This is a genomic window from Kaistella sp. CFF1-2 (assembly GCF_059509915.1).
Genome location: NZ_JCAKLF010000002.1, coordinates 229,590 through 254,077 on the forward strand (window position 1 = coordinate 229,590; position 24,488 = coordinate 254,077).

Genomic DNA, 24,488 nt, shown 5'->3' on the forward strand with positions numbered 1-24,488 from the left:
TTACTTAAAATATAGGTTTTAAAATTGCGTTTAATTGTTCGTATTCCATTAAAAAGGCATCATGCCCATGAATGGATTTTATTTCGTGATAGCTTACGTTTGTTTGATTTTCATCTAAAATTTCAAAGGTTTTTTTGATTTCAAATGCGGGATAAAAAAGATCGGTATCCACGGATATCAAATGAATTTCTGTTTGAATGGTTTTGATTTGCTCTTCGGTAACCGAAATCGTCATCAATAAATGATTCATCAATCGGTAGGCTTTAAGTGTAAATCGCTCGCTCAAACTTTTTCCGTGATACGAAAGCCAATCGTGCGACTTTCGCATTTGTTTTACCGCGTCTGTTTCACCTTTGAATCTTAAATTGAGGGATTCGGGAGTTCGGTAGCATAACATGGCATGAATTCGAGCTTTTTCTAGAGGTTGCTCTTCTGTTTCCAATAAAAATTTCTGAACCAAACATTGCGAATGCAACCAATCTGATGTTTTATAATCGGTGGCAACGGGAATAAAAATTTGTGTTAGATTCGGATTTAAAGCCAACATTTCCCATCCAACAGAACCGCCAACGGAACCTCCAATTAAAGCGAACAGTGATGAAATTTTTAACTCTTTAAGTCCCAACAAAAACAAACGAGCGATGTCTTTTGCAGTAAATGTATTGGAGTTTTCAATTGTGAAATCGTCATAGCCGTTCCCCGGAATATTGAATGAAAGAACGGTGTATTTATCTGTATCGATCACTTTTCCGGCTCCCACCAACGTTTTCCACCAGCCATCGTCACCACCAACATGGGAATTCCCTGTTAGTGCATGATTAATAAGCACCAAAGGTGCATGATGAAGCTCTTGTCCGAATACTTGATACGACAATGAAAGTGTCTCCCAATGCGTTGCATTCGAGCTTGTAAAATTATGTAGTTGAATATGGTGTAGCGAAGTTTTCAATTTCTTTTTTTCCTTAAAAATCCATCGAAAATGCTACCTGTAGAAGTAAAAGTCTTTGTTATCTTTCCCAATATTAGGAGTAGAATTTAGCACCTTCTTCGTTTCCGAAGGGTTGCCAAGGTTTCACAGAGTCTAATCTCTCCACCTTTCTCAATAACATTTTCAATATGTAAATGAACAATTTTCTTATGCAAATATACGCTAACGAAATTTAATCTACCAAAAAAGTTTTATAGAATTTCTACAATTCGTTGTAAACTCCTCAACATCGGACTTTGTTGGAGTTTTTATTAAATTCATCATGTTCAAAATTGAAAATTTTATATAAAAAATTAGGAATCAACAAATTAAATATTCTACTAAATCTTTTTTATTTTTGCACAAATTTGAAATGATGAGTGAAGAACTGAAACGTTCAGCAGACGAAAATTGGAAAAAATGGGGACCTTATGTAAGTAACCGCCAATGGGGAAATGTTCGCGAAGATTATAGTCCAAGTGGCAACGCTTGGGAATACACAGGTCACGATACCGCCGAAAGCTACGCCTATCGATGGGCAGAAGAAGGAATTGCAGGAATCTCCGATGAAAAGCAACGTTTATGTTTTGCTTTTTCTTTTTGGAACACCCAAGATAAACGCGTTAAAGAGCGTTTTTTTGGACTGAGCAATTATCAAGGAAATCACGGCGAAGACATTAAAGAAATCTTTTACTATCTCGATAATACACCAACGCATTCCTACATGAAAATGGTGTATAAATATCCTACTACAGCCTTTCCTTACGAACAATTGATCGAGGAAAATGCAAAGCGAACTAAAAAAGAGCAAGAATTTGAAATTATCGATACAGATATTTTCAAAAACAAAGACTACTTCGATATTTTTATTGAATATGCAAAAGGTTCGGAATCGGATATTTTGATTCGAGTTACTGCAGTTAACCGAAGTCATAAAACGGCTCCATTAGTCATTTTACCAACTATTTGGTATCGCAACAATTGGAAATGGGGATACAATGAATACAAACCTTCCTTAAAGCATATAAAAGAAGGAAACATTGAAATTTCGCATGACGATTTGAGTATGAAGAATTTCTACTCTCGAACACCATTAGACGATGCTTTTTGTGAAAACGAAACCAATACCAAAAAACTTTATAATTTTGTTTCAGATGGGTATTTCAAGGATGGAATCAATGATTTTATAGTTCATGGAAGTGAAACTATCAACCCTGAAAAACAAGGAACCAAAGCTAGTTTTATCATTAAAACTGTTTTAGAGCCAGGCGCTAGGCAGCATTTTGATTTCCGATTAACGGAAAAAGAATTAGAAAACGCTTTTGAAGATTTCGATGCTATTTTTAATCTTCGACTTCAAGAAAGTAATGAATTCTATGATTTGGTACAGAAAGATGTGACCAATGAAGATGAAAAAAACATCCAAAGACAAGCTTTTGCAGGACTTTTGTGGAACAAACAATTCTACCATTACAATATTGGAAAATGGCTGAAAGGTGATCCTAATTTTGAAGCGCCACGAGATTTCAATCATTACGTTCGAAACACAGATTGGAAACACCTTCACAACAAGGACATCATCTCCATGCCCGACAAATGGGAATATCCATGGTATGCGACTTGGGATTTGGCGTTCCACTGCGTTCCTTTCGCGTTGATTGATCCGCATTTTGCAAAAAATCAGTTGTTGTTGCTTACCAAAGAGTGGTACATGCACCCGAATGGGCAACTTCCAGCGTACGAATGGAACATGAGCGATGTAAACCCGCCTGTTCACGCTTGGTCTTGCTTCAGGGTTTTTAAAATTGATGAAAAAATCCACGGACGTCCCGACTTACTATTTTTAGAAAAAGTTTTCCAAAAGTTATTGTTGAATTTTACTTGGTGGGTGAATCGCAAGGATAAACACGGAAAAAATATTTTCGGTGGCGGATTCCTAGGACTCGATAATATTGGTGCGTTTGACCGTAATATGGAACTTGAAGACGGCGATCACTTAGAACAAGCTGATGGAACGTCTTGGATGGCAATGTACGCACTGAATATGATGCGTATTGCGATGGAGTTGGCGCAGCATTATCGTGTTTATGAAGATATGGCGATTAAATTTTTCGAGCACTATCTGTATATCGCAGAGGCGATGGAAAATTTGGGAACCAACAACCAAGGTCTTTGGAATGAGGAAGACGGTTTCTTCTATGATGTTTTACAATTATCCGATGGGCAAGCGTTGCCATTACGTTTGAGAAGTATTGTTGGATTAATTCCGATGTTTGCGGTGGAAATTATCGACCATAATTTGTTGGAAAACATGCCGAAGTTCCAAGAACGGATGGATTGGATTCTGAAAAACAAAAAAGAACTCGCAAACCTCGTTTCGCATTGGGAAGTTGAAGGTGAAGGTCGTAAACATTTGATGAGTATTTTGAGACGAACGCGTTTGAAAAATGTTCTCAATAGAATGCTTGATGAAAACGAATTTTTAAGTGATTATGGAATTCGAGCGATGTCGAAGGTTTATGAAAAAAATCCGTTTGTTTTCCAAGTTCACGGACGCGAATATGTAGTGCATTATACACCCGCAGAAAGTGATTCGTCGATGTTTGGTGGAAATTCGAATTGGCGAGGTCCTATTTGGTTCCCGATCAACTTTTTGATTGTGGAAAGTTTACAAAAATTCTATTTCTATTACGGTGATAGCTTGAATGTAGAACTTCCAAAAGGCAGCGGAAACGAAGTTTCATTAAATGTGGTTGCTGATGATTTGAGCAAGCGTTTGCAAGGAATTTTCCTACGAAACGAAAAAGGAGAACGTGCTTTTAATGGCGGAAACGAAATTTTCAACTACGATCCCGAATTCAAGGATTTCATTATGTTTTATGAATATTTTCATGGTGATAATGGTCGTGGCGTTGGAGCAAGCCATCAGTGCGGTTGGACGGCAACGGTAGCTAAATTAATTCAACCCAAACCTATGTAATAAAATAAAAAAAATCGGCCAAGGCCGATTTTTCTTATGCTTTACTACTTTCAAACTATTCCGCAGAAACAAGCGTTCCATTCACGGTAACTTCGTAGGTAACTTCAACATTCGGTTCTAAGGTTTTCGAAACAGAACAGTATTTTTCAAATGAGAGTTGAGCTGCTTTTAATGCTTTTTTAGGATCAACCTCACCATCTAGGAAAAACTTTACTTTAATTGCTTTAAAAGGTTTTGCTTCATCCACAGGAATGCGTTCTCCTTCAACTTCCGCAGAAAAATTCGTAATCGTTTGTCTTTGTTTTTTCAAAATAGAAACCAAATCAATTCCACTACATCCAGCAACCGCCATCAAAACCGTTTCCATCGGCGAAACCCCTGTTGAACCAGGTAAACTCGCATTATCGATCAAGATTTTGTTGCCTTGGCTATTCGTACATTCAAAAAGATAGTCGTCGTTGATTCTATTTAAGTTAATTTTCATAAAAAGATTGTATTTAGAAGTGTAAAGTTATAAAATTCCGCGCGCTTTAATCTCCAAATATTTATTGATTACATCGATATTCAAATTTTCGGGTAGCGTATAAACCGTGTAGATTCCGTATTTCCGAAGCTCTTGAATAATGAGCTTTTTCTCAAATTCAAACTTCTCTGCAATAATTTCATCGTAGATATCTTGCATGTTTTCGGGATTGGAATGAATCAGTTTCTGAAACTCCGAATTCTTAAAGAAAACAACTACCAATAAATGATTTTTTGCAATTCCACGTAGGTATTTCATTTGGCGATTTAACGCATCTAAGGTTTCAAAATTCGAAAACATAATCACCAAACTTCGTTGACTAATGCTGAATTTTACATCCTGATACAGACGATTAAAATCACTTTCAAAATAATTCGTTTGGATATTGTATAAGGCTTCGGAAATCTTCTTTAATTGTCCGTTTTTATTTTCGGCGGCGACTTTATTTTCGGCTTTCTTGGAGAAGGTCATCATTCCAGCCCGGTCGCCTTTTTTCAAAATAATATGCGAAAGTGCCATCGTTGCATTGATGGAATAATCGAGCAAACTAAGCCCATTGAACGGCATTTGCATCGTTCTCCCCTTGTCGATTAGCATGTAAATTCGTTGTGATTTTTCATCTTGATATTGATTAATCATCAACTTATTCTGCTTGGATGTCGCTTTCCAGTTTATCGAACGAATGTCGTCTCCTTGTACATATTCCCGAATTTGTTCAAACTCCATCGTGTGTCCTAGCTTCCGAATTTTCTTGATTCCACCCAATAGAAATTCATTCTGAAGCGCCATCAATTCGTACTTTCTAAGATGAACAAAAGATGGATAACTTGCCAACATCGCTCCTTTTTGAAACGAATAGCGCTTGCAAGCCAATCCTAAAACGGAAGAAACGTAAATATTAAGATCTCCAAAACTGTATTCACCACGCGATTTCGGAATCAAAGTATATTGAAAAAACGCATTTTTTGATGGTGCAATTTGCTTCTCAATCGCAAAATCTCTTTTTTGAAATTGAAATGGAATCTCATCAATAACTTTGGTGAAAATTTTAAAGAAATATTGATTTTTAATATCTACTTTAATCTCGTTTTCATCACCATTAGACATTTTATCGGGTAAAATACGTTGCGCAGAAATTCCGTTTTTCTGCATGAACACCAATAAAATGTCCACTAAAAACACTAAAATCGAAAGCACCAACAAAATATGCCCAAGTAGCATTATTTTCGGGAAAAAGAAAGCCAACACGTACACCACACACACTCCTAAAAGCACGTAATAAAAACGATTATTGATGTACAATTTTTTCATAATTCGAAATCGAAATTAACGAGGAATCTCGATGGTTTCTAAAATTTGACGAATGATTTCATCCGCCGTAAGACCTTCCATTTCTCGTTCTGGAGAAACCATAACACGGTGTCTTAAAACCGCATAACTTGCTTCTTTAATGTCTTCTGGCGTCACAAAATCACGACCTCTGATTGCGGCAAAAGCTTTAGACGCATTCAACAAAGCTAAGCTCGCTCTTGGTGAAGCTCCCAAATATAAAAACTGATTTTCTCTTGTGTTTATAATGATTTTAGCGATATATTCAATCAAATTCGGTTCAACAATAATATCTTTCACTTGTTGTTGATACGTTTTTAATTGCGCTCCCGAAATCACACGCTCCACGACATCGGTTTTATCAACCAACTTGGATTGATGCTGATTCTGAATGATTTTCACCTCTTGCTCCAAATTCGGATAGCCTACTTCAATTTTAAATAAGAAACGGTCAAGTTGCGCTTCCGGCAAACGATACGTTCCTTCGTGTTCAATTGGGTTTTGTGTCGCCACAACCAAAAAAGGCTCATCCATCGGATACCTTGTTCCATCCATCGTTACTTGACGCTCTTCCATCACCTCGAACAAGGCAGCTTGCGTTTTCGCTGGCGAACGGTTGATCTCATCAATTAAAATGAAATTCGAGAAAATCGGTCCTTTTTTGAATTCGAATTCTGAGTTTTTGACATTAAAAATTGATGTTCCCAAAATATCAGAAGGCATTAAATCAGGCGTAAACTGAATTCGGCTAAAGCCAACATCCACCGTCTTTGCTAGAAGTTTTGCCGTAATCGTTTTCGCAACTCCAGGAACTCCTTCAATAATCACGTGTCCGTTGGATAGCAAAGCCGCCAAAAGATGTTCAACCATACTTTCTTGGCCAACAATCACTTTTCCAATTTCGTTTTTTACTTTTTCGATATTTTGTCTTAATTCCGTCATATCAATTCGGGACTGAAAAGGGGTATTTTCAGAGCTTTGTGACTGAATTGGGGTTTCGTTATTTTCAAAATTTTCCATACGCTTTTTTTTAATTTTTGGTGGAAACTGTTATTTGTATATTTCGTCTAAAAGTGAATTCATTCTCTCCAAATCCTCCTTCATTACGGCAGAATAAGGATCAATCGCTTTCTTCATTAAACCAACAGCTTCTGTTATTTTATCTATCGACACTCCCGTTTTGAGATTGAGTTTTCGAACGAAATCCTCATTCAATTGAGACGTATCCAAAAGTAATTCTAATCGAACTTTATGTAAAAAATATTGTGCTTTTTTAGCCATCATGTCATGGAAATCACCTTCTTGAAGATATAAATTTCCAATGCTTTTCACGAAATCAACCGACTTATTTTGTAATGGTTCAATCGTTGGGATGATGCGTTGCTTACGTTTTGCGGTGAAAAATACAAACAAGATCATTCCTGCTAAAAACAACCACCATGCATTACGCAATGCGGGTTGGCTTAAAATATACCGCATTTCTGAAGACGATCTTACATCTGCTTTTTCATTAAACCAAATGGTTTCTCGATCTGGCAAATAGGACAAAATATCTTGTGTATAACGATAATTCTGCTTTTCTAACAGATAATAATTGGTAAGCACCAAAGGCTCTGTATGAATATAAATTGCACCTTTGCCCACCTTTCTTCTAATAAAATTGGCACCTATCTTTTTTGAAGAAGAATTATTCAATCCTAAAATTTCAACCTCCTTTCCAACGCCATGAAAACCACTTCTCCCAGGAAGTTTATCAATAACAATGCTGTCTTTTTGGAATTTCACATCAGTAAGTTTCATTGTATTGATCTCTTCAAAATTGACATTCGCGGGCGAACCAATTTTCAGCGTATCCAATACAAAACCGTACAAATGTTCTTGAAAAATCATCACGTCTGCTCCTTTTTGAGCTTCTTGAACAATTTTTTGCCACGAACTTTGATCCAAACTTTGTTCAATTATAAGAATATTGTGAGCCCCTTTCTTGGGATTTGCGCGATAGTATTCAAAAGGAGTTTCGGATATTTTCGTTATTTTATTTTTAAAAATTGATGAGGCTTCTTTGTTGAAAATATACAATCCAAAAGGAGTTTTGGAAGTCAATTCATAATTCTTGCGCCAATCGGTAACTTCCTTGCGCGTTAATTGCATGATGGCCAAAACCGCCACCAAGGCAACGAAAATAATAGCATAAAGTTTCAGTGTTCTATTCATACCGCTTATTTTCTAAAGTTTTGAAATTCGGTTTTGAACACGTGATATTCGGACTCTCCAACTTCAAATTCGCCGTACCAAACATTATCGAAAATATAAACCAGCTTTCGGAATGCTTGTTTATCGGATGAATTTTGAATTTCTTTCAAATAATCTTTATTCGTTTTTTCAGGATTCCAATCAATAATTTTTTGGTCTGAAAGTTTTTTCAAAGCAAATAAAAACTGATATCGGATTGCATAACGCCAGTCTTTTTGAGCTTCGTATTGCGCAATGCTTGTATGAAAATCTATTTCATGAATATTTTCATCCAAATCATGTGAAGCGATTTTAAGCTTTTTATTCTTCTTCGAGAAAAAGAAATTCCCATCTTTCCCCACCAAAAACCGAATTAAAAAATACAGCAAAAATCCGATTACCCCGATTGCGATAATCCTAAAAATAGTTGTTGCAATATCCCCCGCTTTAAAGGGATCCATTTCCCCGAATATCGATGAAAGTATTTTAGAAATCCTACGGAGCATGCGTTCCATAATGGATTCTTTTGGCTTAACCAAGGTGTAATCAAACTCCTCTCCTTTATATTTTGATTTGAATTTCTCTGGAAAATGTTTTGGGAAAACGACGTTTTCCGTTGTTGGTTTTAGTTTTATTAATGAATCAACTTTTAGATAATCTTTGTTGTTATAAGGTATTACTTCGACCGTCACACTATCCACGGTTTTGGTAACGACAGAATCTACCTGACCATAGGCCAAGCTACAAATACATACAAAAACAAATAAAAATTTAGATTTCATGTTGTCCAATTCGATCAATTTCTTGCATATCCAATTCCTGATGAATATCGGTTCTGTTATCGTAATACATCAACCCAGAATTCACTGCAATCATGTTCATCAATACATAGGAAACGAAAATTGAAACCATATAGGTAACCACTAAGATAATCGCTGTTGTTTCATTGAATGGATTGGCCTCGCCGCCTTGCGGAACCGTGAAAGCTGAAAACCAAATTATCAGAAACGGAACAATAGAAATGATCGTAGACAAGACGTAATAGATGATAAAAATAACGCATGTAGCGCCCCAATACTTCCAAAAAGGTGATTTTTCATTCGCATTTTGATACGAAAATTGCGAACGAAACGCATAGCTTAACGAATCAAAAAAACTTCGATTGGGTCTTGACAGATAATCAAACATCAAGAAATAAATGATGTTAAATGACGTTGGAACTAAAAGTAACAACAAGAAAAACCCGATTAAAATAAGTACCAATAAGTAGGAAACAACCAAAAGAATTAGAAAAATAGGGGTAACGATAAATGTTATTCCAAGAAAAAGTTTGAAAAGTTTTCCTGCATTCTTCTTCAATTCGGCAAGAAGTTCATCGCTTTTAAAATTATTTCGTCCTGTTTCCGAAGCCAATTTCATATAAAAAACAGGAAATGCATACGCAATCACGGAAATGGCAATGGACAAAATAATAACTCCAATAACCGTTATAATTAACATGAATTCATTTTCCTGAAAATACTGTTCAAAATAATAACTCTGCCCCGAAACGTTAGATCCAAATAATTGCGCAAAAAATTGACCAAAACCTACGGCAAGAACCACCAACATTAGTAGTAGAAAAATTCCATTCAATAAAAAATAATTTTTGAAATAGTTTTTTCCGTAAACCTTGAAAAAATTAAATGTATCGGAAATAAAGGATCCGAAATCCCTCTTTTTAAAGAATTGCAGCATAGGTGTTTTTTGCTTTTTTATGAACCAGAAATGGGTAAATGATGTAGTAATATACTAATATAAATAAACATCCGAAGATGATGATTCCATTGACAAATAAAGGTAATTTCAATGCATGCCGTGTAAGATAGCCCTCAATTAAACCCGCAACAATGGTAAATGGAATGGTACTCGCAAATATCTTAAATGAATCGCGAAAACCATCTTTAAATGAATCCAACCGCGATCGTGTTTTAGGAAACAAAATAGAAGCTCCCAAAACCAAACCTGCCATCGCCTCGATCACCATTGCAAAAATCTCAAAAGTTCCATGCAACCAAATTCCTCTCGCAGAATCTAATAAAGCATGACGCTCCGCAAAAAAATACTGAAATGTCCCTAACATAACGCTGTTTCGAAACAAAGACCAAACCGTTCCTATACCTCCAAAAATCCCAAGTAAGAATAAGGTTGCCCCAACTTTTAGGTTATTTAAAATAATCAAAAAGCTCATTCCCCAAGAAGAGCCTTGCTGATAAACGCCCATTTCATTGTTCTTTTCAATATTTTCAATAGTCATATTTACGTAACCATCTCCCAAAATTAGATTGGCAAATTCCTTATCGTAAATGGAAGAAATCACCCCAAAAGAAACAAAAATAGTGAAAAGCGCAAACGCATAAATAAGATATCGACGATATTGATAGATCGTTAAAGGAACCTCGGTTTTAAAGAATTCTACAAGTTTATTTTTCTCAGCACGCTTGGTTTTGTAAATATTTTGGTAGATTCGAGAAGACAAATAATTGAGATAAACCGTTGTATTGCTTTTCGGATAATAGGTTTGGGCAAAAGAGAGATCGTTAATCAAATTAATATACATAGAAGAGAGATCATCCGGATTTTTTTTATCTTTTCCGTTGATCACCCGCTCTACTTCCAACCATTTTTCTTTATTTTGCTTTATAAAGGCAACTTCTCTCATACCAAGCTAAAATAATAAAAAATATGTCTCAAATTGCTATTACCACATCACAAAATGTAAATATTAATTTTGCTTTGGCGAGTATTGGCGACAGAATTGTGGCTTTCATCATTGATAGCTTAATTAGAATAGCTTTTATCAGTTTTATCTACTATATCGTTTTACATCTATTGGGAATCGGGGATTTTTTAGGTTCAATTGATACCACGTCAGCAATGGCGTTATTCACCATTATAACATTACCGGCCCATATTTACACGTTGGTACTGGAAAGCCTTATGGAGGGACAAACCTTTGGTAAAAAATTGATGAAAATTAAAGTGGTAAAAATTGACGGCTATCAAGCGACGTTTACCGATTTTTTTATCCGTTGGATTTTTCGTTTAATTGACATTTACATTACCGCTGGAATCGCGGGTGTCCTTAGTATGATTCTATCCACCAACAATCAACGTTTGGGTGGTTTAGCTTCGGGAACAGCGGTCATTTCGCTTAAAAATAACATCAATATTTCCCATACGATTTTAGAAAATCTAAAAGAAGATTATATCCCTACATTCCCGCAAGTTATTGCCTTATCCGATAATGATATGCGAATTATAAAATCAAATTATCAAAAAGCGATACTTATCGACGATCGACAGGTGATCACAAAGCTTTCGGACAAGATTAAGGAAATTATTAAAGTTGATTTTGATAAAACGGCGATGACGGAAAAGCAATTTGTGGGTATCGTAATCAAAGACTATAATTTCTATACTGGAAAAGAAGCATAATTTTTGTAGATTAGATTATTAAAAAATAAGAAAATGCGATTCGAAAATAATAAATCAGGAAATGGAGGTTTTCTTGCCCTTCATAATGAAACGGAGGAAATTGGTAGATTAACTTATACTATTTTTCCCGAAGATCATAAAATGATAATTTCATTTGTTTTGGTTCACCCAAAATTCGAAGGACGGGGAATGGGTAAGTATTTGGTTGAAGAAGCTATCAAATTTGCTCGTGAAAACAATCTAAAAGTGTATCCACATTGCTCCTATGCAAGATCTGTTATGATGCGTATGACCGATGTTGAAGATATCTTTCTAAAATAAAAAACTCAGGCTAAGCCTGAGTTTTTTATTTCTATTTTAATTTGAAATTAGTTTACAAACTTTCTAATAGAGCGTCCGTTATTTCCATATTATGATACACGTTCTGAACATCATCGTCTTCTTCAAAACGCTCTAACATCTTCATATTATTTTTAAACTGCTCTTCCGTAACCTCTTTGGTGTTGTTGGGAATACGTTGAAGTTCTCCACTTTTAGCTTCAATTCCAATTTCTTCTAATTTATGTGAAAACGAGCCAAAATCTTCAAATGCTGTTGTCACTAAAACCTCTTCATCATCTGACTCGATATCTTCAGCTCCACCATCAATCATCTCCATTTCGAACTCATCCCAATCCATTTTTATGGAAGCTTTATCAATAGTAAAGACCCCTTTACGATCAAAAATAAAAGCAAGTTCTCCATTTTTACCCAGGTTTCCGTCGAATTTATTAAAAACGGCACGAACATTAGCAACCGTACGAGTTGGGTTATTTGTTGTACACTCTACAAAAAAAGCAACTCCTCCTTGCCCATATCCTTCATACGTAATTTCATCGTATTGTTCAGCATCTGCTCCAGAAGCTTTTTTAATCGCTCTCTCTACATTATCTTTAGGCATATTCGCACCTTTCGCATTCTGAACGCAACGTCTAAGCGCAGGATTTGATTCCGGATCCGGACCGCCAGCTTTTACCGCAATAGCTATATCTTTACCAATTTTTGAGAATGTTTTGGCCATTTTATCCCATCTAGCCATTTTTGAAGCCTTTCTATATTCGAATGCGCGACCCATATTTATGAATTTTAGATTGCAAAAATACAAAATTTTGAAATAAAAAAACGCCCTCATTACTGAGGGCGCTTATTATTTAGAAAAATAATTTACTTATTTTTTCTTTTTAACAACTTTCTTAGAAGAAGTTTTAACTACTGGTAAGTCTGATTTTTGGATAGCTTCCCAAGCATTAGCATCAATAGCTTTCACAACTACTTTTCTATCAGCTTGTCTTTCTTCGTTAGAAGCAGTTTCAGCTACAGTAGCTTCTTGCTCACCTAAGCCTCTAGATTTCAATTGACTTGGATTAACTCCTCTTGATTCTAAAGCTTTAACAACTGCAGCAGCTCTTTGTTGAGATAACTTCAAGTTGTAAGCATCAGCACCTTTCTTATCAGTATGACCTTCAAGTAAGAATCTTCCTGAGTTAGAACCTTTGATAATTGAAGCAGCTTGATCTAATTTAGCGTTAGACTGAGCATTGATTGTCGCTTTGTTAAAGTCGAACAAGATATCTCTTAATTCTTTTGTAGCTTCTTCTGCGTACGCTGAATCAGGCTTAGGACATCCGTTGTATTCTTTAAGACCTGGAACTGTAGGACAAGCATCATCTTTATCTAATACTCCGTCACCATCAGTATCTGGCCAAGGACAACCGTTGTTTTCAGCTGGACCAGCAACATCTGGACAAGCGTCATCTTTGTCTAATACTCCGTCTCCGTCAGTATCTGGCCAAGGACAACCGTTGTTTTCTTTTGGACCTGCAACATCTGGACAAGCATCATCTTTATCTGGAATACCATCACCGTCAGTATCTGGACATCCTTGGAACTCAGCTAAACCTGGCTCATCTGGACATGCATCTTCTTTATCTGGAATACCATCTTTATCTCTGTCAGTGTTACCAAATCTGAATAACAATGAAGCAGAAGCTTGCCAAAAGTTGGCAACATCAGCTTTATGATCAATTGGAGTAGTCACATAATCTCCTTGAATACCTAAACCGAAGTTTTTAGTAATCCAGAAGTTAGATCCTAAACCTCCATTAACTGCGAAATGATCAGCTCTTCTCTGAGTATTAGGCTCATTAGCGTAACCCGCATAATAAACTCCATTAACATCAGTAGTAGGGAAAGTCATCCCCGTATAATCATGTCTAAGGTAGTTAGCACCCAATCTGATATACGGATCAAACCAAGACTCTTCATTCCAAAGAGAATTGAATTTAAATTGAAGACCTAGACCAGTCATTAAGAAAAACTCCTTATCTGTACCGAATCTTTTGTTATCAACATTACCTACTGAAGTTTGCCAATCGATAACAAATCCTTTAGATAAGTTTCTTGCTACTGTTAATTTTGATAATGGTGGAGTAATCGTATAGTTATTGATGCTATACAATTGCTTGCTTGTTAGATTATCAAACAATTTACCAATACCACCTCCAGCAGCTACGTGGTTTACTCCGTGCGCTCCAACTCCGATTAACCACGGATTGGTAGTCGTCTGAGCAAAAACAGTAGAGGCAACAGTAAGTGCCAATGCTGAAATTCCTAATTTTAGATTTTTCATAGAATTAAATGATTAAATAATTGATTATGCAAAATAAATATAAAAATTCCTATTAAACAAAGTTTTCCCGTAATTTTTTAACTTTTCTTTAATATTCTATCGAGATTCCGTTTATTTTCTCTATCTTTTATCGCTTCTCGCTTATCAAAGAGTTTTTTTCCTCTAGCTAAAGCAATTTTAAGTTTCGCTTTTCCTCGATCGTTTATAAAAAGTTTAAGTGGAACAATAGTAACGCCTACATCTTTCATCTTCTTCTCCCACTTTTGTAATTCTTGCTTATGCAGCAGCAATTTACGTTCCCTTTTTGTTTTGTGATTATAAAATGTCCCCAATTTATATTCATCGATTAGCATATTAATGATATACAATTCTCGATCTATAAATTGACAAAATGCTTCTGTAATAGATGCCTTTGATGATCTTAAAGATTTAATCTCAGTACCTGTTAAAACAATTCCAGCCTCCACTTCTTCAATAATTTCATATTCAAAGCGAGCTCTCTTATTTAAAATAGTAACATTTCGTTCAATTTTCATCTGGACAAATATCTAACAACTAAAAAATATGCCAATTACAATATTCTTAACAAAAAATTACAAAATTTTTATAATTCGTAATCAAATGTTGGCGAACTACTCTATATAGTTATACCAATATATTTTTGTAATTTTGCACAAATTTACAAAACCTTATGTTAACTGTATCCAATTTATCTTTACAATTCGGTAAAAGAGTACTTTTTGACGAAGTCAATATAAAATTCACGAAAGGGAATTGCTACGGAATTATCGGTGCCAATGGTGCCGGAAAGTCTACTTTTCTTAAAATCCTTAGTGGAAAACAAGACCCTACAACAGGTCACATTTCGTTAGAACCAGGAAAAAGAATGTCTGTTTTAGAGCAGGATCACTTTGCGTATGATGGCTTTACTGTTTTAGAAACCGTTTTACGTGGAAACAAAAAAATGTTCGAAATCAAAGCGGAAATGGATGCTTTGTATGCAAAAGAAGATTTCTCTGATGCAGATGGAATTAAAGCAGGAGAACTTGGTGTTGTTTTCGATGAAATGGGTGGTTGGAATGCTGAAACGGATGCACAAACCATGCTTTCTAACGTTGGTATTAAAGAAGATATGCATTATCAATTGATGGGCGAATTAGAAAACAAGGACAAAGTTCGTGTTTTGCTTGCGCAAGCACTTTTCGGAAACCCTGATGTACTTATCTTAGATGAACCTACAAACGACTTGGACATCGACACCATAGCTTGGTTAGAAGATTTCTTAGCGGATTATGAAAACACCGTAATCGTTGTTTCTCACGACCGTCACTTCTTAGATACAGTTTGTACGCATATTGGTGACTTAGATTATGCTAAACTTAACCTATATACAGGTAACTATTCATATTGGTACCAAGCTTCTCAGTTAGCGACCAGACAAAGAGCGCAAGCGAACAAGAAAGCGGAAGAGAAGAAAAAAGAATTACAAGACTTTATCGCACGTTTTAGTTCTAACGTAGCCAAAGCTAAGCAAGCTACAGCAAGAAAGAAAATGATTGACAAGTTGAATATTGATGAAATCAAGCCGTCATCTAGACGTTACCCAGCGATTATTTGGGAAATGGAAAGAGAAGCTGGAGATCAAATTTTAGAAATTAAAGGTTTAGAAAAAACAAAAGACGGCGAATTATTGTTCTCTAATGTTGATTTGAATCTTAAAAAAGGAGATAAAGTTGCTGTTATTTCTAAAAATTCATTAGCAATCACGGAATTTTTGCAAATCATTTCTGGAACCACAGAAGCAGATAAAGGAGAATACCGTTGGGGAGTTACTACAAATCAAAGTTATATGCCTTTGGACAATACAAGTTACTTCAAAGAATCGGATATGAATTTGGTTGATTGGTTGAGACAATTCACCAAAAATGATGAAGAAAGACACGAAGAATTTATGCGTGGATTCCTTGGAAGAATGCTTTTCTCAGGAGATGAAGCGTTAAAATCATCAACCGTATTGTCTGGAGGAGAAAAAATGCGTTGTATGTTCAGTAGAATGATGCTTCAGAAAGCGAATGCATTGATTTTAGACGAACCAACCAACCACTTAGACCTAGAAAGTATTACAGCATTGAACAACTCATTGATGAATTTCAAAGGAAATATTTTGATTTCGTCTCATGACCACGAATTGCTACAAACCGTTTGTAACCGTGTTATCGAATTGACGCCAAAAGGTCTTATCGACAGAGAAATGACGTATGACGAATATCTAGACGATAAAAAAGTAAAAGAATTAAGACAACAAATGTATTCTTAATCATTTACTTATATAAATAATAAAAATCCACCTCGAGAGGTGGATTTTTTGTTCCCTATTCTTAAAACATTCATATTCAGAACGATTCCAAATTAAGCATATTTTTAGTATTTTTGTGAGATTATGGATGTACAATGGATTTATAAACCTGAACCCGACGAAGAAATCGTTGATGCTTTGAGTACGTCACTAGGATTTGGAACTTTTGAGTCGAAAATCTTGGTGTTACGAGGAATTGATGATTATCAGAAGGCGAGAGAGTTTTTCAAACCCAAAGTAGAAGACATTCACAATCCATTTTTAATGGCTGATATGCAAAAAGCGGTAGAACGTATTGCAACGGCAATTGAAAATGGCGAAAAAATCTTAGTGTACGGGGATTATGATGTTGATGGAACTACCGCGGTTGCCTTGATGTACTTATACCTCAGCAAAATTGTTGAGAAGAAATTTTTAGATTTCTACATTCCCGATCGTAACTCCGAAGGCTATGGAATTTCAACCGAAGGAATTGACTTTGCAAAAGCCAATGGTTTTTCGCTGATTATTGCACTTGACTGTGGAATTAAAGCTTCCGATAAAGTTGAATACGCGAATTCTTTGGAAATTGATTTTATCATTTGCGATCACCACTTACCAGGCGACGAAATTCCGAATGCATATGCTGTGTTAGATCCAAAAAGAAAAGACTGCCGTTATCCGTATAAAGAATTATCGGGCTGTGGCGTTGGTTTCAAACTTTGTCAAGGAATCAATACGATTTATAAAATTCCGGAGAACGAATTGTTTGAATTAACCGATTTATTGGCCATTTCTATCGCAGCCGATATTGTTGCAATGACGGGCGAAAATCGTGTTCTTGCCAAATTGGGATTAAAAACACTTCGCAAAACAAGAAAATTAGGTTTACGTTTGCTCATTCCAGACGATAAACTTTCCACATTTGAAATATCAAATATTGTTTTTGAAATTGCTCCAAAAATCAATGCAGCAGGACGAATCTCTCATGGAAAAGCAGCTGTTGAGTTGATGGTTTCGGACAATTTAAAACAAGCGGAGCAAATTGTTGGTGACATCATGGGACTAAATGATGAACGTCGCGAATTGGATATGAACTCCACACACGATGCTTTAGAACAAATTAAAACATCGAAGCAAGAAAGTAACTTCACGACCATCGTTTACAATCCAGAATGGAACAAAGGAGTCATCGGAATTGTAGCTTCACGTTTAACTGAAACCTACTACAAGCCAACTTTGGTTTTCACTGAGGGAAATAATGGTGAAATGGTTGCTTCGGCTCGTTCCGTTTCCGATTTTGATGTGCATGAAGCCTTGGATATTTGTTCAGATTATTTCTTGAAATTTGGTGGACATCAAGCTGCGGCAGGGCTTTCGATGGAAAAAGATCGTTTTGAAGAATTCAAGAAAAAGTTTGAAGAAGTTGTTGCTTCTAAGATTAAAGAATATCAAAAAGTTCCAAGCGTTCAAATCGACACGGTAATTGACATCGATTATTTGAATCGTGAATTCTATAATTTTCATCGTAAACTAGCGCCTTTCGGGCCTTTAAATATGAAACCTGTTTTGGTTTTGAAAAATCAAAAAATATCAGGAGTTCTCAAAACGATGGGTAAAGAAAACAACCATGTTAAATTCTACGTTAAACAAGAGTCTAGTGGCCGAAATATTGAATGTGTAGGCTTCAAACTTGGACAATATGCAGATGATTTTAGAGATAAAGAATTCGATATAGCTTTTACCATTGAAGAAAACCACTGGAAAGGAAATGTCACGCATTATTTGAATCTAAAAGATGTTAAATTTCATTCGTAAAAAAGCATGAAAATAGGTTTGTTTTTTGGATCGTTCAACCCGATTCATATTGGACATTTAATTTTAGCGAATTACATTTTAGAAAACACCGACATGGATCAGTTATGGTTTGTGGTTAGTCCACAAAACCCATTTAAGGAGAAAAAAACACTTCTGAATGACCACAATCGTTTGGACATGGTGCAATTGGCTGTTAAAAACTATCCCAATATGCGTGCTTCCAATGTGGAATTTTCGCTACCAAAACCAAGCTACACCGTTGATACATTAGCGTATTTAAAAGAAAAACATCCCGAGCATTCATTTGCCTTAATTATGGGTGAAGATAATTTGGCAGGATTAAAAAAGTGGAAAAATTCTGAATTTTTGATGGACAATTATCAAATCATCGTTTATCCTAGGATTTATGATGAAAAAAATGCTCCAATTGAATATCCAGAACATGAGAACATAAAACTCGTTCAAGCACCCATCATCGAGCTTTCTGCAACGGAAATTCGCACGATGATTAAAGAAAATAAAAACGTTCGCCCAATGCTTCCACCAGAGGTTTTCGAATATCTGGATGGATCATCATTCTATAAAGAAACACTTTAAAATTCCAAGTACATGGAAATTAAATTCATAGATCGCTTTTTTGCGAAATATTCCGAAGAAAAAATCATCAAATGGTTTAAGCAAGTATGTATTGCCGAAGCGATTTCCTGTTTTTTACTGTATTTAGTTGCGATGGTTTGGCGTCGTTATGATCCGGAAGGCCTGGCATCAACGATATTCATTATTATTATTGGAAATATTCATGGTTTATTTTTTACGCTGTATTTACTACTTTGTTTGCCAGCAAAAAAGATTTACAATTGGGACGACGAAGATTTTGTTTTGGCCTTATTATCTGCATTTTTTCCATTTGCAACGATATGGGTTGAGAAAAAATTAGCAAAAAAAGATCGAGAAACCGATTAAAAATAGCGTTCTCACAATCATAAAACTCGAATTGAATTCGAGTTTTTTTTTGTCTTATGATGTACCATTTTTCAGAGATCATTTGTCTAAATAGTAGAAATCAGCATTAAATAAATTTTTTATACCTGATTTTCAACATGTTAAATATTTAGTATAAATTTTTTGTAACTACTTTGCATAACATACTACTTATTAATCAAAATAACCCTGCATGATCTTATACAGAGAAATGCATGAAAAAAATAATATCATGAAAAAGAGCCTATTCACCGTAGCAATACTTACATCGATTTTCACTTTTGCGCAAGAGCAAACTAAAACCGATACTGCTAAAGTAAAAAGCATAGATGAAGTAACAATGACCAAAAAGGTTTTCAAAAAGCAAAGCGATCGTTTTGTTTACGACGTTTCTGCTTCGCCTGTTGCCAAAGGAAATACAACTTTTGACTTGTTGAAACAAACACCACTTCTTTCAACAACAGACGATAAAACATTGAAAATCGCTGGGAAAAACAACGCGATTGTATACATCAACGGAAGAAAATCCAATATGGATGCGGAGTCTTTGGCTTCCTTTCTAAAAAACACACCTGCAGAAAACATTCAGAAAATTGAAGTTATTACGCTTCCTGGAAGCGAATATCAAGTAGAGTCTTCAGATGGCATCATCAATATTGTTTTGAAGAAAAAAATGACGGATGGTCTTAACGGAAATTTCAGAATGTCGAACACACAAAACAAATACAACTCGACATCGAGTAGTGCGTCGCTTAATTATAGAAAAGGAAAATTCGGTCTTAACGCCAATATCACAGGAAGTCAAGAAATCGAACCACAAGAATACATCATCAGAAACGGAAATAAAAATACAGTAACCGAATCTGTTGGTCCTATCGACAGTCCCGAGAAAAACTTGGGTGGTTACATCAACATGGATTATCAACTGACTGACAAAAGTAATCTTGCGTTGTCATGGAACACTTGGGCGAGTAATAGTAAAGGCGCGACAATTTTACTTAACAACACGTACAGCAACTACGACGATAATGGAAACTTGACGAATCGTTTTTATAATTTGAGCCGAAATGTGCTCAATAACAGATCTTACAACAATAATTTCAACTTGAATTATGAATTGAAAACCGATGAAGAAGGAAGTAAATTAAATTTGAATGCTGCTTATCTTACCTACAAACGAATTCAAGATTCGGATAACAAAACGTATACTTCATACGCCAATTGGAATCAAGGGGCTTTAGCGAATCAAATTATTCAAGATACACCACAAAACATCAACAATATTTCTGCAATGGCCGATTACATCAAAAAATACAAAAATGATTTTACGGTTTCAGTTGGTGGAAACTACAATAAAACAAAAACTGAAAATGACACCAAATACGAAAGCACCAATTTCGCAGCAAACGAAGCGACCAAATACAAACCAAATCTGTTTGAATATGATGAAAATATCTATGGTTTCTATTTAACATTAGAAAAGAAATTTTCTGACAAGTTTTCAGGAAAAGTTGGAACACGTTACGAAATCACCAACAGCGTCGGAACTTCGGATAATCCACCAGCAGAACGACCAGACATGGCGCGCGTTGAGAAAAACTACAATAATATTTTACCATATTTAAGTCTGAATTATGCGATTAATGATAAGAATAACATTTCGTATGCGTTCTCTAGCCGAATGAGAAGACCAAGTTTTTGGGAGCTGAATCCCGTACGAAACATTATTACGCAAGACAACTATACGCAAAATAATCCATTTGTAAAAGCATCATCGATATACAATCAAGAGTTGACGTATATGTTCAAAAGCTCGTATTTCTTGATCCTTAATCACTCATATTTTAAAGATGTTATCACGATGGTTCCGTTACAAAGAGATGTCGTTCGCGACGGAAATACGTACAGACAATTGGCTTACATCCGTAGTAATTATGGCGACAAACAAGAAATGTCAGCGATGTTAGGAATGCAGAAAAGTTTCTTCAACCAGTATTTAACAACCAATTTTAATTTCGGTTTGCAACATAATATCAATAACGGAACTTTGAATACGGATCCAACAACTGGCGAAATTTTTGACACGTATACGAATACAAAAAAGTCGACAAGTTTACTTATTCAAACCAATAACACCATTCGTTTGGATAAGGCAAAAACTTGGTTTGCAGGCGTTAACTTCTTTTATGTAGACAAGCAACAAATCGATTTTGGACAGTTAAAAAGCCTGGCTAGTTTAGATTTAAGCATCAAAAAACTTTGGAATGATTGGACGTTCGCAGTCAATGTCAACGATGTTTTAAGAACCAATATTGTAAAAATCAAAGATGAACAAGCAGACGGAAATTTCAACTATTTGTACAATGATACCTTCCGACGAGGCGTAACAGCGAGTTTTACCTATAATTTCGGAAATCAAAAAGTACAAAAAGCTAGAAAAGTTGATGGCGCTGCTGATGACATCAAGTCAAGAACTCGTTAAACTATAGTATATTAAATTTTTCAAGCAAAGCGCTTCAGTTTCTAAACTGAAGCTTTTGTTTTTGTAAACCACACATTAGTACAGAGTTAAAAATAGGATCAAATTATTTTTCAATTTTTATTAAATAGGTATGTAACAATTCCAGAAGTTGAATTGTCTATTTAATAGAAATAATAAGTAAATTAAAATTTAATAATTGATTTTCAATTAGTTATAAATATTAAATACATATTTTGTAACTACTTTGCATAACCAACTACTTATTAATCAAAACAACCCAAAAGCTGCTTAAAACTAGGTCGCTAGAAAAAAATAAACATCATGAAAAAGAGTCTATTCACCATAGCAATACTTACTTCCATGCTAGGTTTTGCGCAAGAAAAGCAGAAAATAGATACAGCCAAAGTATCGAACATCCAAGAAGTTATGATGACCAAAAAGGTCTTCAAAAAAGAAAGCGACCGCTTTGTTTATGATGTTTCTAACGCACCTGCAGTCAAGGGAAACACGACTTTTGAAGTTCTCAAACAAACGCCACTACTCTCTTCTACCGATGATAAAACCTTCCGTATTGCTGGAAAAAACAATGCTTTAGTGTACATCAACGGGAGAAAATCCAATATGGATGCGGAATCTTTGGCTTCGTTCCTAAAAAATACACCAGCGGAAAACATTCAAAAAATTGAGGTGATTACCATGCCTGGAAGCGAATATCAAGTGGAAGCTTCAGACGGAATTATCAATATCGTTTTGAAAAAGAAAACGACCGATGGCTGGAATGGAAACATGAGAATGGCTAATACGCAAAGTAAATACAACAATCAATCGGCTAGTTTTAGCACAAATTACAGAAAAGATAAATTTGGGTTGAGTGCAAACCTTTCTGGCGGAAGCAATACCGAGGCTCAAGAGTATGTTTTACGAAACGGAAATTCAACTTCGACAAACGAATCTATTGGTAAAACATCCGATCCAAATAAAAACCTTGGCGGTTACGTCAACACCGATTATCAGCTAAATGACAAATCCAATATTGCATTAACTTGGAACACTTGGGCAAATAAAAGTTATGATTCGAGAATGGAATTTTTTAATACCATTCGAACATTTGATAAAGACAAAAATGCTTGGGCAACAAAATATACGCAAACCAAAAACAAGGAAAACGCACGTAGCTACAACAATAATTTTAACCTAAACTACGAGCTAAAAACAGACAGTTTAGGAAGTAAATTAAACCTAAATGCCGCTTATTTAAACTACAGACGATTTCAATCAACGGATAATTTCACCTATTTGAGCACGGCAGACCAAAATTCGTATCAAAAATCGCAATATGTGTATCAAAATATGCCGCAAAAAATCAACAATTTTTCGACGATGGCAGATTTTATTCAGAAATTCATAGGAGATTTTACACTTTCTATTGGCGGAAATTACAACCATACCCAAACTGACAACGACACAAAAAACATAACAACCATTTATGATCCAAACGGAAACATAGCTGATTTGAAGGACGAAAATGGAGATAAACTAGAAAATCCAAAGTACGAACCTAACCATTTCATCTACAAAGAAAATATTATTGGAGCGTATGTTACCGCAGAAAAAAAATTCTCGGAAAAATTTTCTGGAAAAGTAGGAACTCGTTTTGAATACACGAAAAGTTTAGGAACATCAGACAATGCACCTGATCCAAGTTTGGCTAAAATCGACAGAAACTATTCCAATTGGTTGCCTTACGTCAGCATGAACTATGCAATTAACGATAACAATAATGTTTCGTATGCCTTCTCAAGCCGTATGCGAAGACCAAGTTTCTGGGAATTAAACCCAGTTCGAAATATCCTTACCGATACCAACTATACGCAGAATAATCCCTTTGTAAAAGCATCATCTAGTTACAATCAAGAGTTAACGTATATGTACAAAAATTCCTATTTCTTGATTTTGAATCATTCTTTGATGCAAGATGTAATTACGCAAGTTCCGTTGCAAGGAATCCCGACTAGGCCCGATGGAACGACATATGACAAGCATCAATTACGTTACATTCGAACCAATTTTGGAGACAGACAAGAAATGTCACTTACATTTGGAATTCAAAAATCTTTGTTTAAACAATATTGGACAACCAATTTCAATGTTGGAGTTCAACGAAATATCAATGACGGTAGCTTAAGCATCGACCCAACTTCAGGCGACACGTTTCCAGAATATCAAAATTCGACAAAATCCACGAGTTTCTTTATTCAAACCAATAACACCATCCGTCTAGACAGAGCAAAAACATGGTTTGCGGGCGTAAATTTCTTCTATGTTAATAAACAACAGATTGAACTTGGCTTGCTGAAAGGCCTAGGGAGTTTGGACCTCAGCATCAAAAAAATCTGGAACGACTGGACGTTTGCTCTAAATGCAACTGATATTTTGAAAACAAACGTTGTCGTGATCGAAGATTATCAGGACAATGGAAACTACAATTACGTAAGCAATGATCAGTTTAGACGAAATGTTTCGTTGAGCGTTGTGTACAATTTTGGAAATCAGAAAATCAAAAAAATGCGTAGTGTAAACAGTGCTGCAGACGAAATTAGAAACAGAACAAGATAAGTTCACTTCATATTAAATTATATTTTTCAAAGAAAAAACTTCAGCGTTTGCTGAAGTTTTTTTGATTTTTATTAGAAGCT

Annotated in this window: 20 protein-coding genes and 1 riboswitch; of the genes, 9 read left to right on the forward strand and 11 right to left on the reverse strand. The window is 35.4% G+C overall.

What is annotated here, in order from left to right:
- Nucleotides 1-4: 4 nt before the first annotated feature.
- Nucleotides 5-949: an alpha/beta fold hydrolase gene (locus tag AC5XHR_RS06175; protein WP_495949911.1), complete on the reverse strand. Its 945-nt coding sequence runs from the start codon at nucleotides 947-949 to the stop codon at nucleotides 5-7.
- Nucleotides 950-1,004: 55 nt separating this feature from the next.
- Nucleotides 1,005-1,109: riboswitch (SAM riboswitch) on the reverse strand.
- Between the two features lie 234 nt (nucleotides 1,110-1,343).
- Between AC5XHR_RS06175 and AC5XHR_RS06180 the strand changes: the two genes are divergently transcribed.
- Nucleotides 1,344-3,947 carry an MGH1-like glycoside hydrolase domain-containing protein gene (locus tag AC5XHR_RS06180; protein ID WP_495949912.1) on the forward strand — a complete coding sequence of 868 codons (2,604 nt, stop codon included), beginning with the start codon at nucleotides 1,344-1,346 and terminating at the stop codon, nucleotides 3,945-3,947.
- A 55-nt stretch (nucleotides 3,948-4,002) separates the two neighbouring features.
- On the opposite strand, the gene AC5XHR_RS06185 is transcribed toward AC5XHR_RS06180, so the two are convergent.
- From AC5XHR_RS06185 to AC5XHR_RS06215, 7 genes are all read right to left on the reverse strand, one after another.
- The gene (locus tag AC5XHR_RS06185; RefSeq protein ID WP_495949913.1) at nucleotides 4,003-4,431 is read right to left on the reverse strand and encodes an OsmC family protein; all 429 of its coding nucleotides are present in this window, start codon (nucleotides 4,429-4,431) and stop codon (nucleotides 4,003-4,005) included.
- A gap of 27 nt (nucleotides 4,432-4,458) precedes the next feature.
- Nucleotides 4,459-5,781, reverse strand: coding sequence for a DUF58 domain-containing protein (locus AC5XHR_RS06190; protein ID WP_495949914.1), 1,323 nt, complete (start codon nucleotides 5,779-5,781; stop codon nucleotides 4,459-4,461).
- Between the two features lie 15 nt (nucleotides 5,782-5,796).
- Nucleotides 5,797-6,819 (reverse strand): AAA family ATPase, encoded by a 1,023-nt coding sequence (locus AC5XHR_RS06195; protein WP_495949915.1) that lies wholly within the window; start codon nucleotides 6,817-6,819, stop codon nucleotides 5,797-5,799.
- A 30-nt stretch (nucleotides 6,820-6,849) separates the two neighbouring features.
- Nucleotides 6,850-8,013, reverse strand: coding sequence for a DUF4350 family protein (locus tag AC5XHR_RS06200; protein WP_495949916.1), 1,164 nt, complete (start codon nucleotides 8,011-8,013; stop codon nucleotides 6,850-6,852).
- Nucleotides 8,014-8,018: 5 nt separating this feature from the next.
- Nucleotides 8,019-8,813 carry a DUF4129 domain-containing protein gene (locus AC5XHR_RS06205; protein WP_495949917.1) on the reverse strand — a complete coding sequence of 265 codons (795 nt, stop codon included), beginning with the start codon at nucleotides 8,811-8,813 and terminating at the stop codon, nucleotides 8,019-8,021.
- Nucleotides 8,803-9,666: a DUF4013 domain-containing protein gene (locus AC5XHR_RS06210; RefSeq protein ID WP_495949918.1), complete on the reverse strand. Its 864-nt coding sequence runs from the start codon at nucleotides 9,664-9,666 to the stop codon at nucleotides 8,803-8,805. The genes AC5XHR_RS06205 and AC5XHR_RS06210 overlap by 11 nt, the downstream gene beginning before the upstream one ends.
- A gap of 85 nt (nucleotides 9,667-9,751) precedes the next feature.
- Nucleotides 9,752-10,732 carry a stage II sporulation protein M gene (locus AC5XHR_RS06215; protein ID WP_495949919.1) on the reverse strand — a complete coding sequence of 327 codons (981 nt, stop codon included), beginning with the start codon at nucleotides 10,730-10,732 and terminating at the stop codon, nucleotides 9,752-9,754.
- A gap of 23 nt (nucleotides 10,733-10,755) precedes the next feature.
- Here AC5XHR_RS06215 and AC5XHR_RS06220 point away from each other — a divergent pair, with 23 nt between their 5' ends.
- Complete coding sequence (locus AC5XHR_RS06220) at nucleotides 10,756-11,508, forward strand: RDD family protein (RefSeq protein ID WP_495949920.1); 753 nt, start codon at nucleotides 10,756-10,758, stop codon at nucleotides 11,506-11,508.
- Nucleotides 11,509-11,541: 33 nt separating this feature from the next.
- Nucleotides 11,542-11,829 carry a GNAT family N-acetyltransferase gene (locus AC5XHR_RS06225; RefSeq protein WP_495949921.1) on the forward strand — a complete coding sequence of 96 codons (288 nt, stop codon included), beginning with the start codon at nucleotides 11,542-11,544 and terminating at the stop codon, nucleotides 11,827-11,829.
- Between the two features lie 52 nt (nucleotides 11,830-11,881).
- On the opposite strand, the gene AC5XHR_RS06230 is transcribed toward AC5XHR_RS06225, so the two are convergent.
- The 3 genes from AC5XHR_RS06230 to smpB all read right to left on the reverse strand — a co-directional run bounded on the left by AC5XHR_RS06230 (nucleotide 11,882) and on the right by smpB (nucleotide 14,712).
- Nucleotides 11,882-12,622: a YebC/PmpR family DNA-binding transcriptional regulator gene (locus AC5XHR_RS06230; protein WP_495949922.1), complete on the reverse strand. Its 741-nt coding sequence runs from the start codon at nucleotides 12,620-12,622 to the stop codon at nucleotides 11,882-11,884.
- 93 nt (nucleotides 12,623-12,715) lie between these two features.
- Nucleotides 12,716-14,176: an OmpA family protein gene (locus tag AC5XHR_RS06235; protein WP_495949923.1), complete on the reverse strand. Its 1,461-nt coding sequence runs from the start codon at nucleotides 14,174-14,176 to the stop codon at nucleotides 12,716-12,718.
- A 77-nt stretch (nucleotides 14,177-14,253) separates the two neighbouring features.
- On the reverse strand, nucleotides 14,254-14,712 hold the full coding sequence (smpB, locus tag AC5XHR_RS06240) for an SsrA-binding protein SmpB (protein ID WP_495949924.1): 459 nt from the start codon (nucleotides 14,710-14,712) through the stop codon (nucleotides 14,254-14,256).
- A 155-nt stretch (nucleotides 14,713-14,867) separates the two neighbouring features.
- On the opposite strand from smpB, the gene AC5XHR_RS06245 reads away from it, so the two are divergent.
- The 6 genes from AC5XHR_RS06245 to AC5XHR_RS06270 all read left to right on the forward strand — a co-directional run bounded on the left by AC5XHR_RS06245 (nucleotide 14,868) and on the right by AC5XHR_RS06270 (nucleotide 24,408).
- Nucleotides 14,868-16,493, forward strand: coding sequence for an ABC-F family ATP-binding cassette domain-containing protein (locus tag AC5XHR_RS06245; RefSeq protein ID WP_495949925.1), 1,626 nt, complete (start codon nucleotides 14,868-14,870; stop codon nucleotides 16,491-16,493).
- A gap of 123 nt (nucleotides 16,494-16,616) precedes the next feature.
- Nucleotides 16,617-18,329 carry a single-stranded-DNA-specific exonuclease RecJ gene (recJ, locus tag AC5XHR_RS06250; protein WP_495949926.1) on the forward strand — a complete coding sequence of 571 codons (1,713 nt, stop codon included), beginning with the start codon at nucleotides 16,617-16,619 and terminating at the stop codon, nucleotides 18,327-18,329.
- A 6-nt stretch (nucleotides 18,330-18,335) separates the two neighbouring features.
- Nucleotides 18,336-18,926 carry a nicotinate (nicotinamide) nucleotide adenylyltransferase gene (gene nadD / locus AC5XHR_RS06255; RefSeq protein ID WP_495949927.1) on the forward strand — a complete coding sequence of 197 codons (591 nt, stop codon included), beginning with the start codon at nucleotides 18,336-18,338 and terminating at the stop codon, nucleotides 18,924-18,926.
- An 18-nt stretch (nucleotides 18,927-18,944) separates the two neighbouring features.
- Nucleotides 18,945-19,292 carry a DUF3817 domain-containing protein gene (locus AC5XHR_RS06260; protein ID WP_495950497.1) on the forward strand — a complete coding sequence of 116 codons (348 nt, stop codon included), beginning with the start codon at nucleotides 18,945-18,947 and terminating at the stop codon, nucleotides 19,290-19,292.
- A gap of 250 nt (nucleotides 19,293-19,542) precedes the next feature.
- Nucleotides 19,543-21,792 carry a TonB-dependent receptor domain-containing protein gene (locus AC5XHR_RS06265; RefSeq protein ID WP_495949928.1) on the forward strand — a complete coding sequence of 750 codons (2,250 nt, stop codon included), beginning with the start codon at nucleotides 19,543-19,545 and terminating at the stop codon, nucleotides 21,790-21,792.
- Nucleotides 21,793-22,113: 321 nt separating this feature from the next.
- On the forward strand, nucleotides 22,114-24,408 hold the full coding sequence (locus AC5XHR_RS06270; protein ID WP_495949929.1) for a TonB-dependent receptor domain-containing protein: 2,295 nt from the start codon (nucleotides 22,114-22,116) through the stop codon (nucleotides 24,406-24,408).
- Nucleotides 24,409-24,488 lie beyond the last annotated feature (80 nt).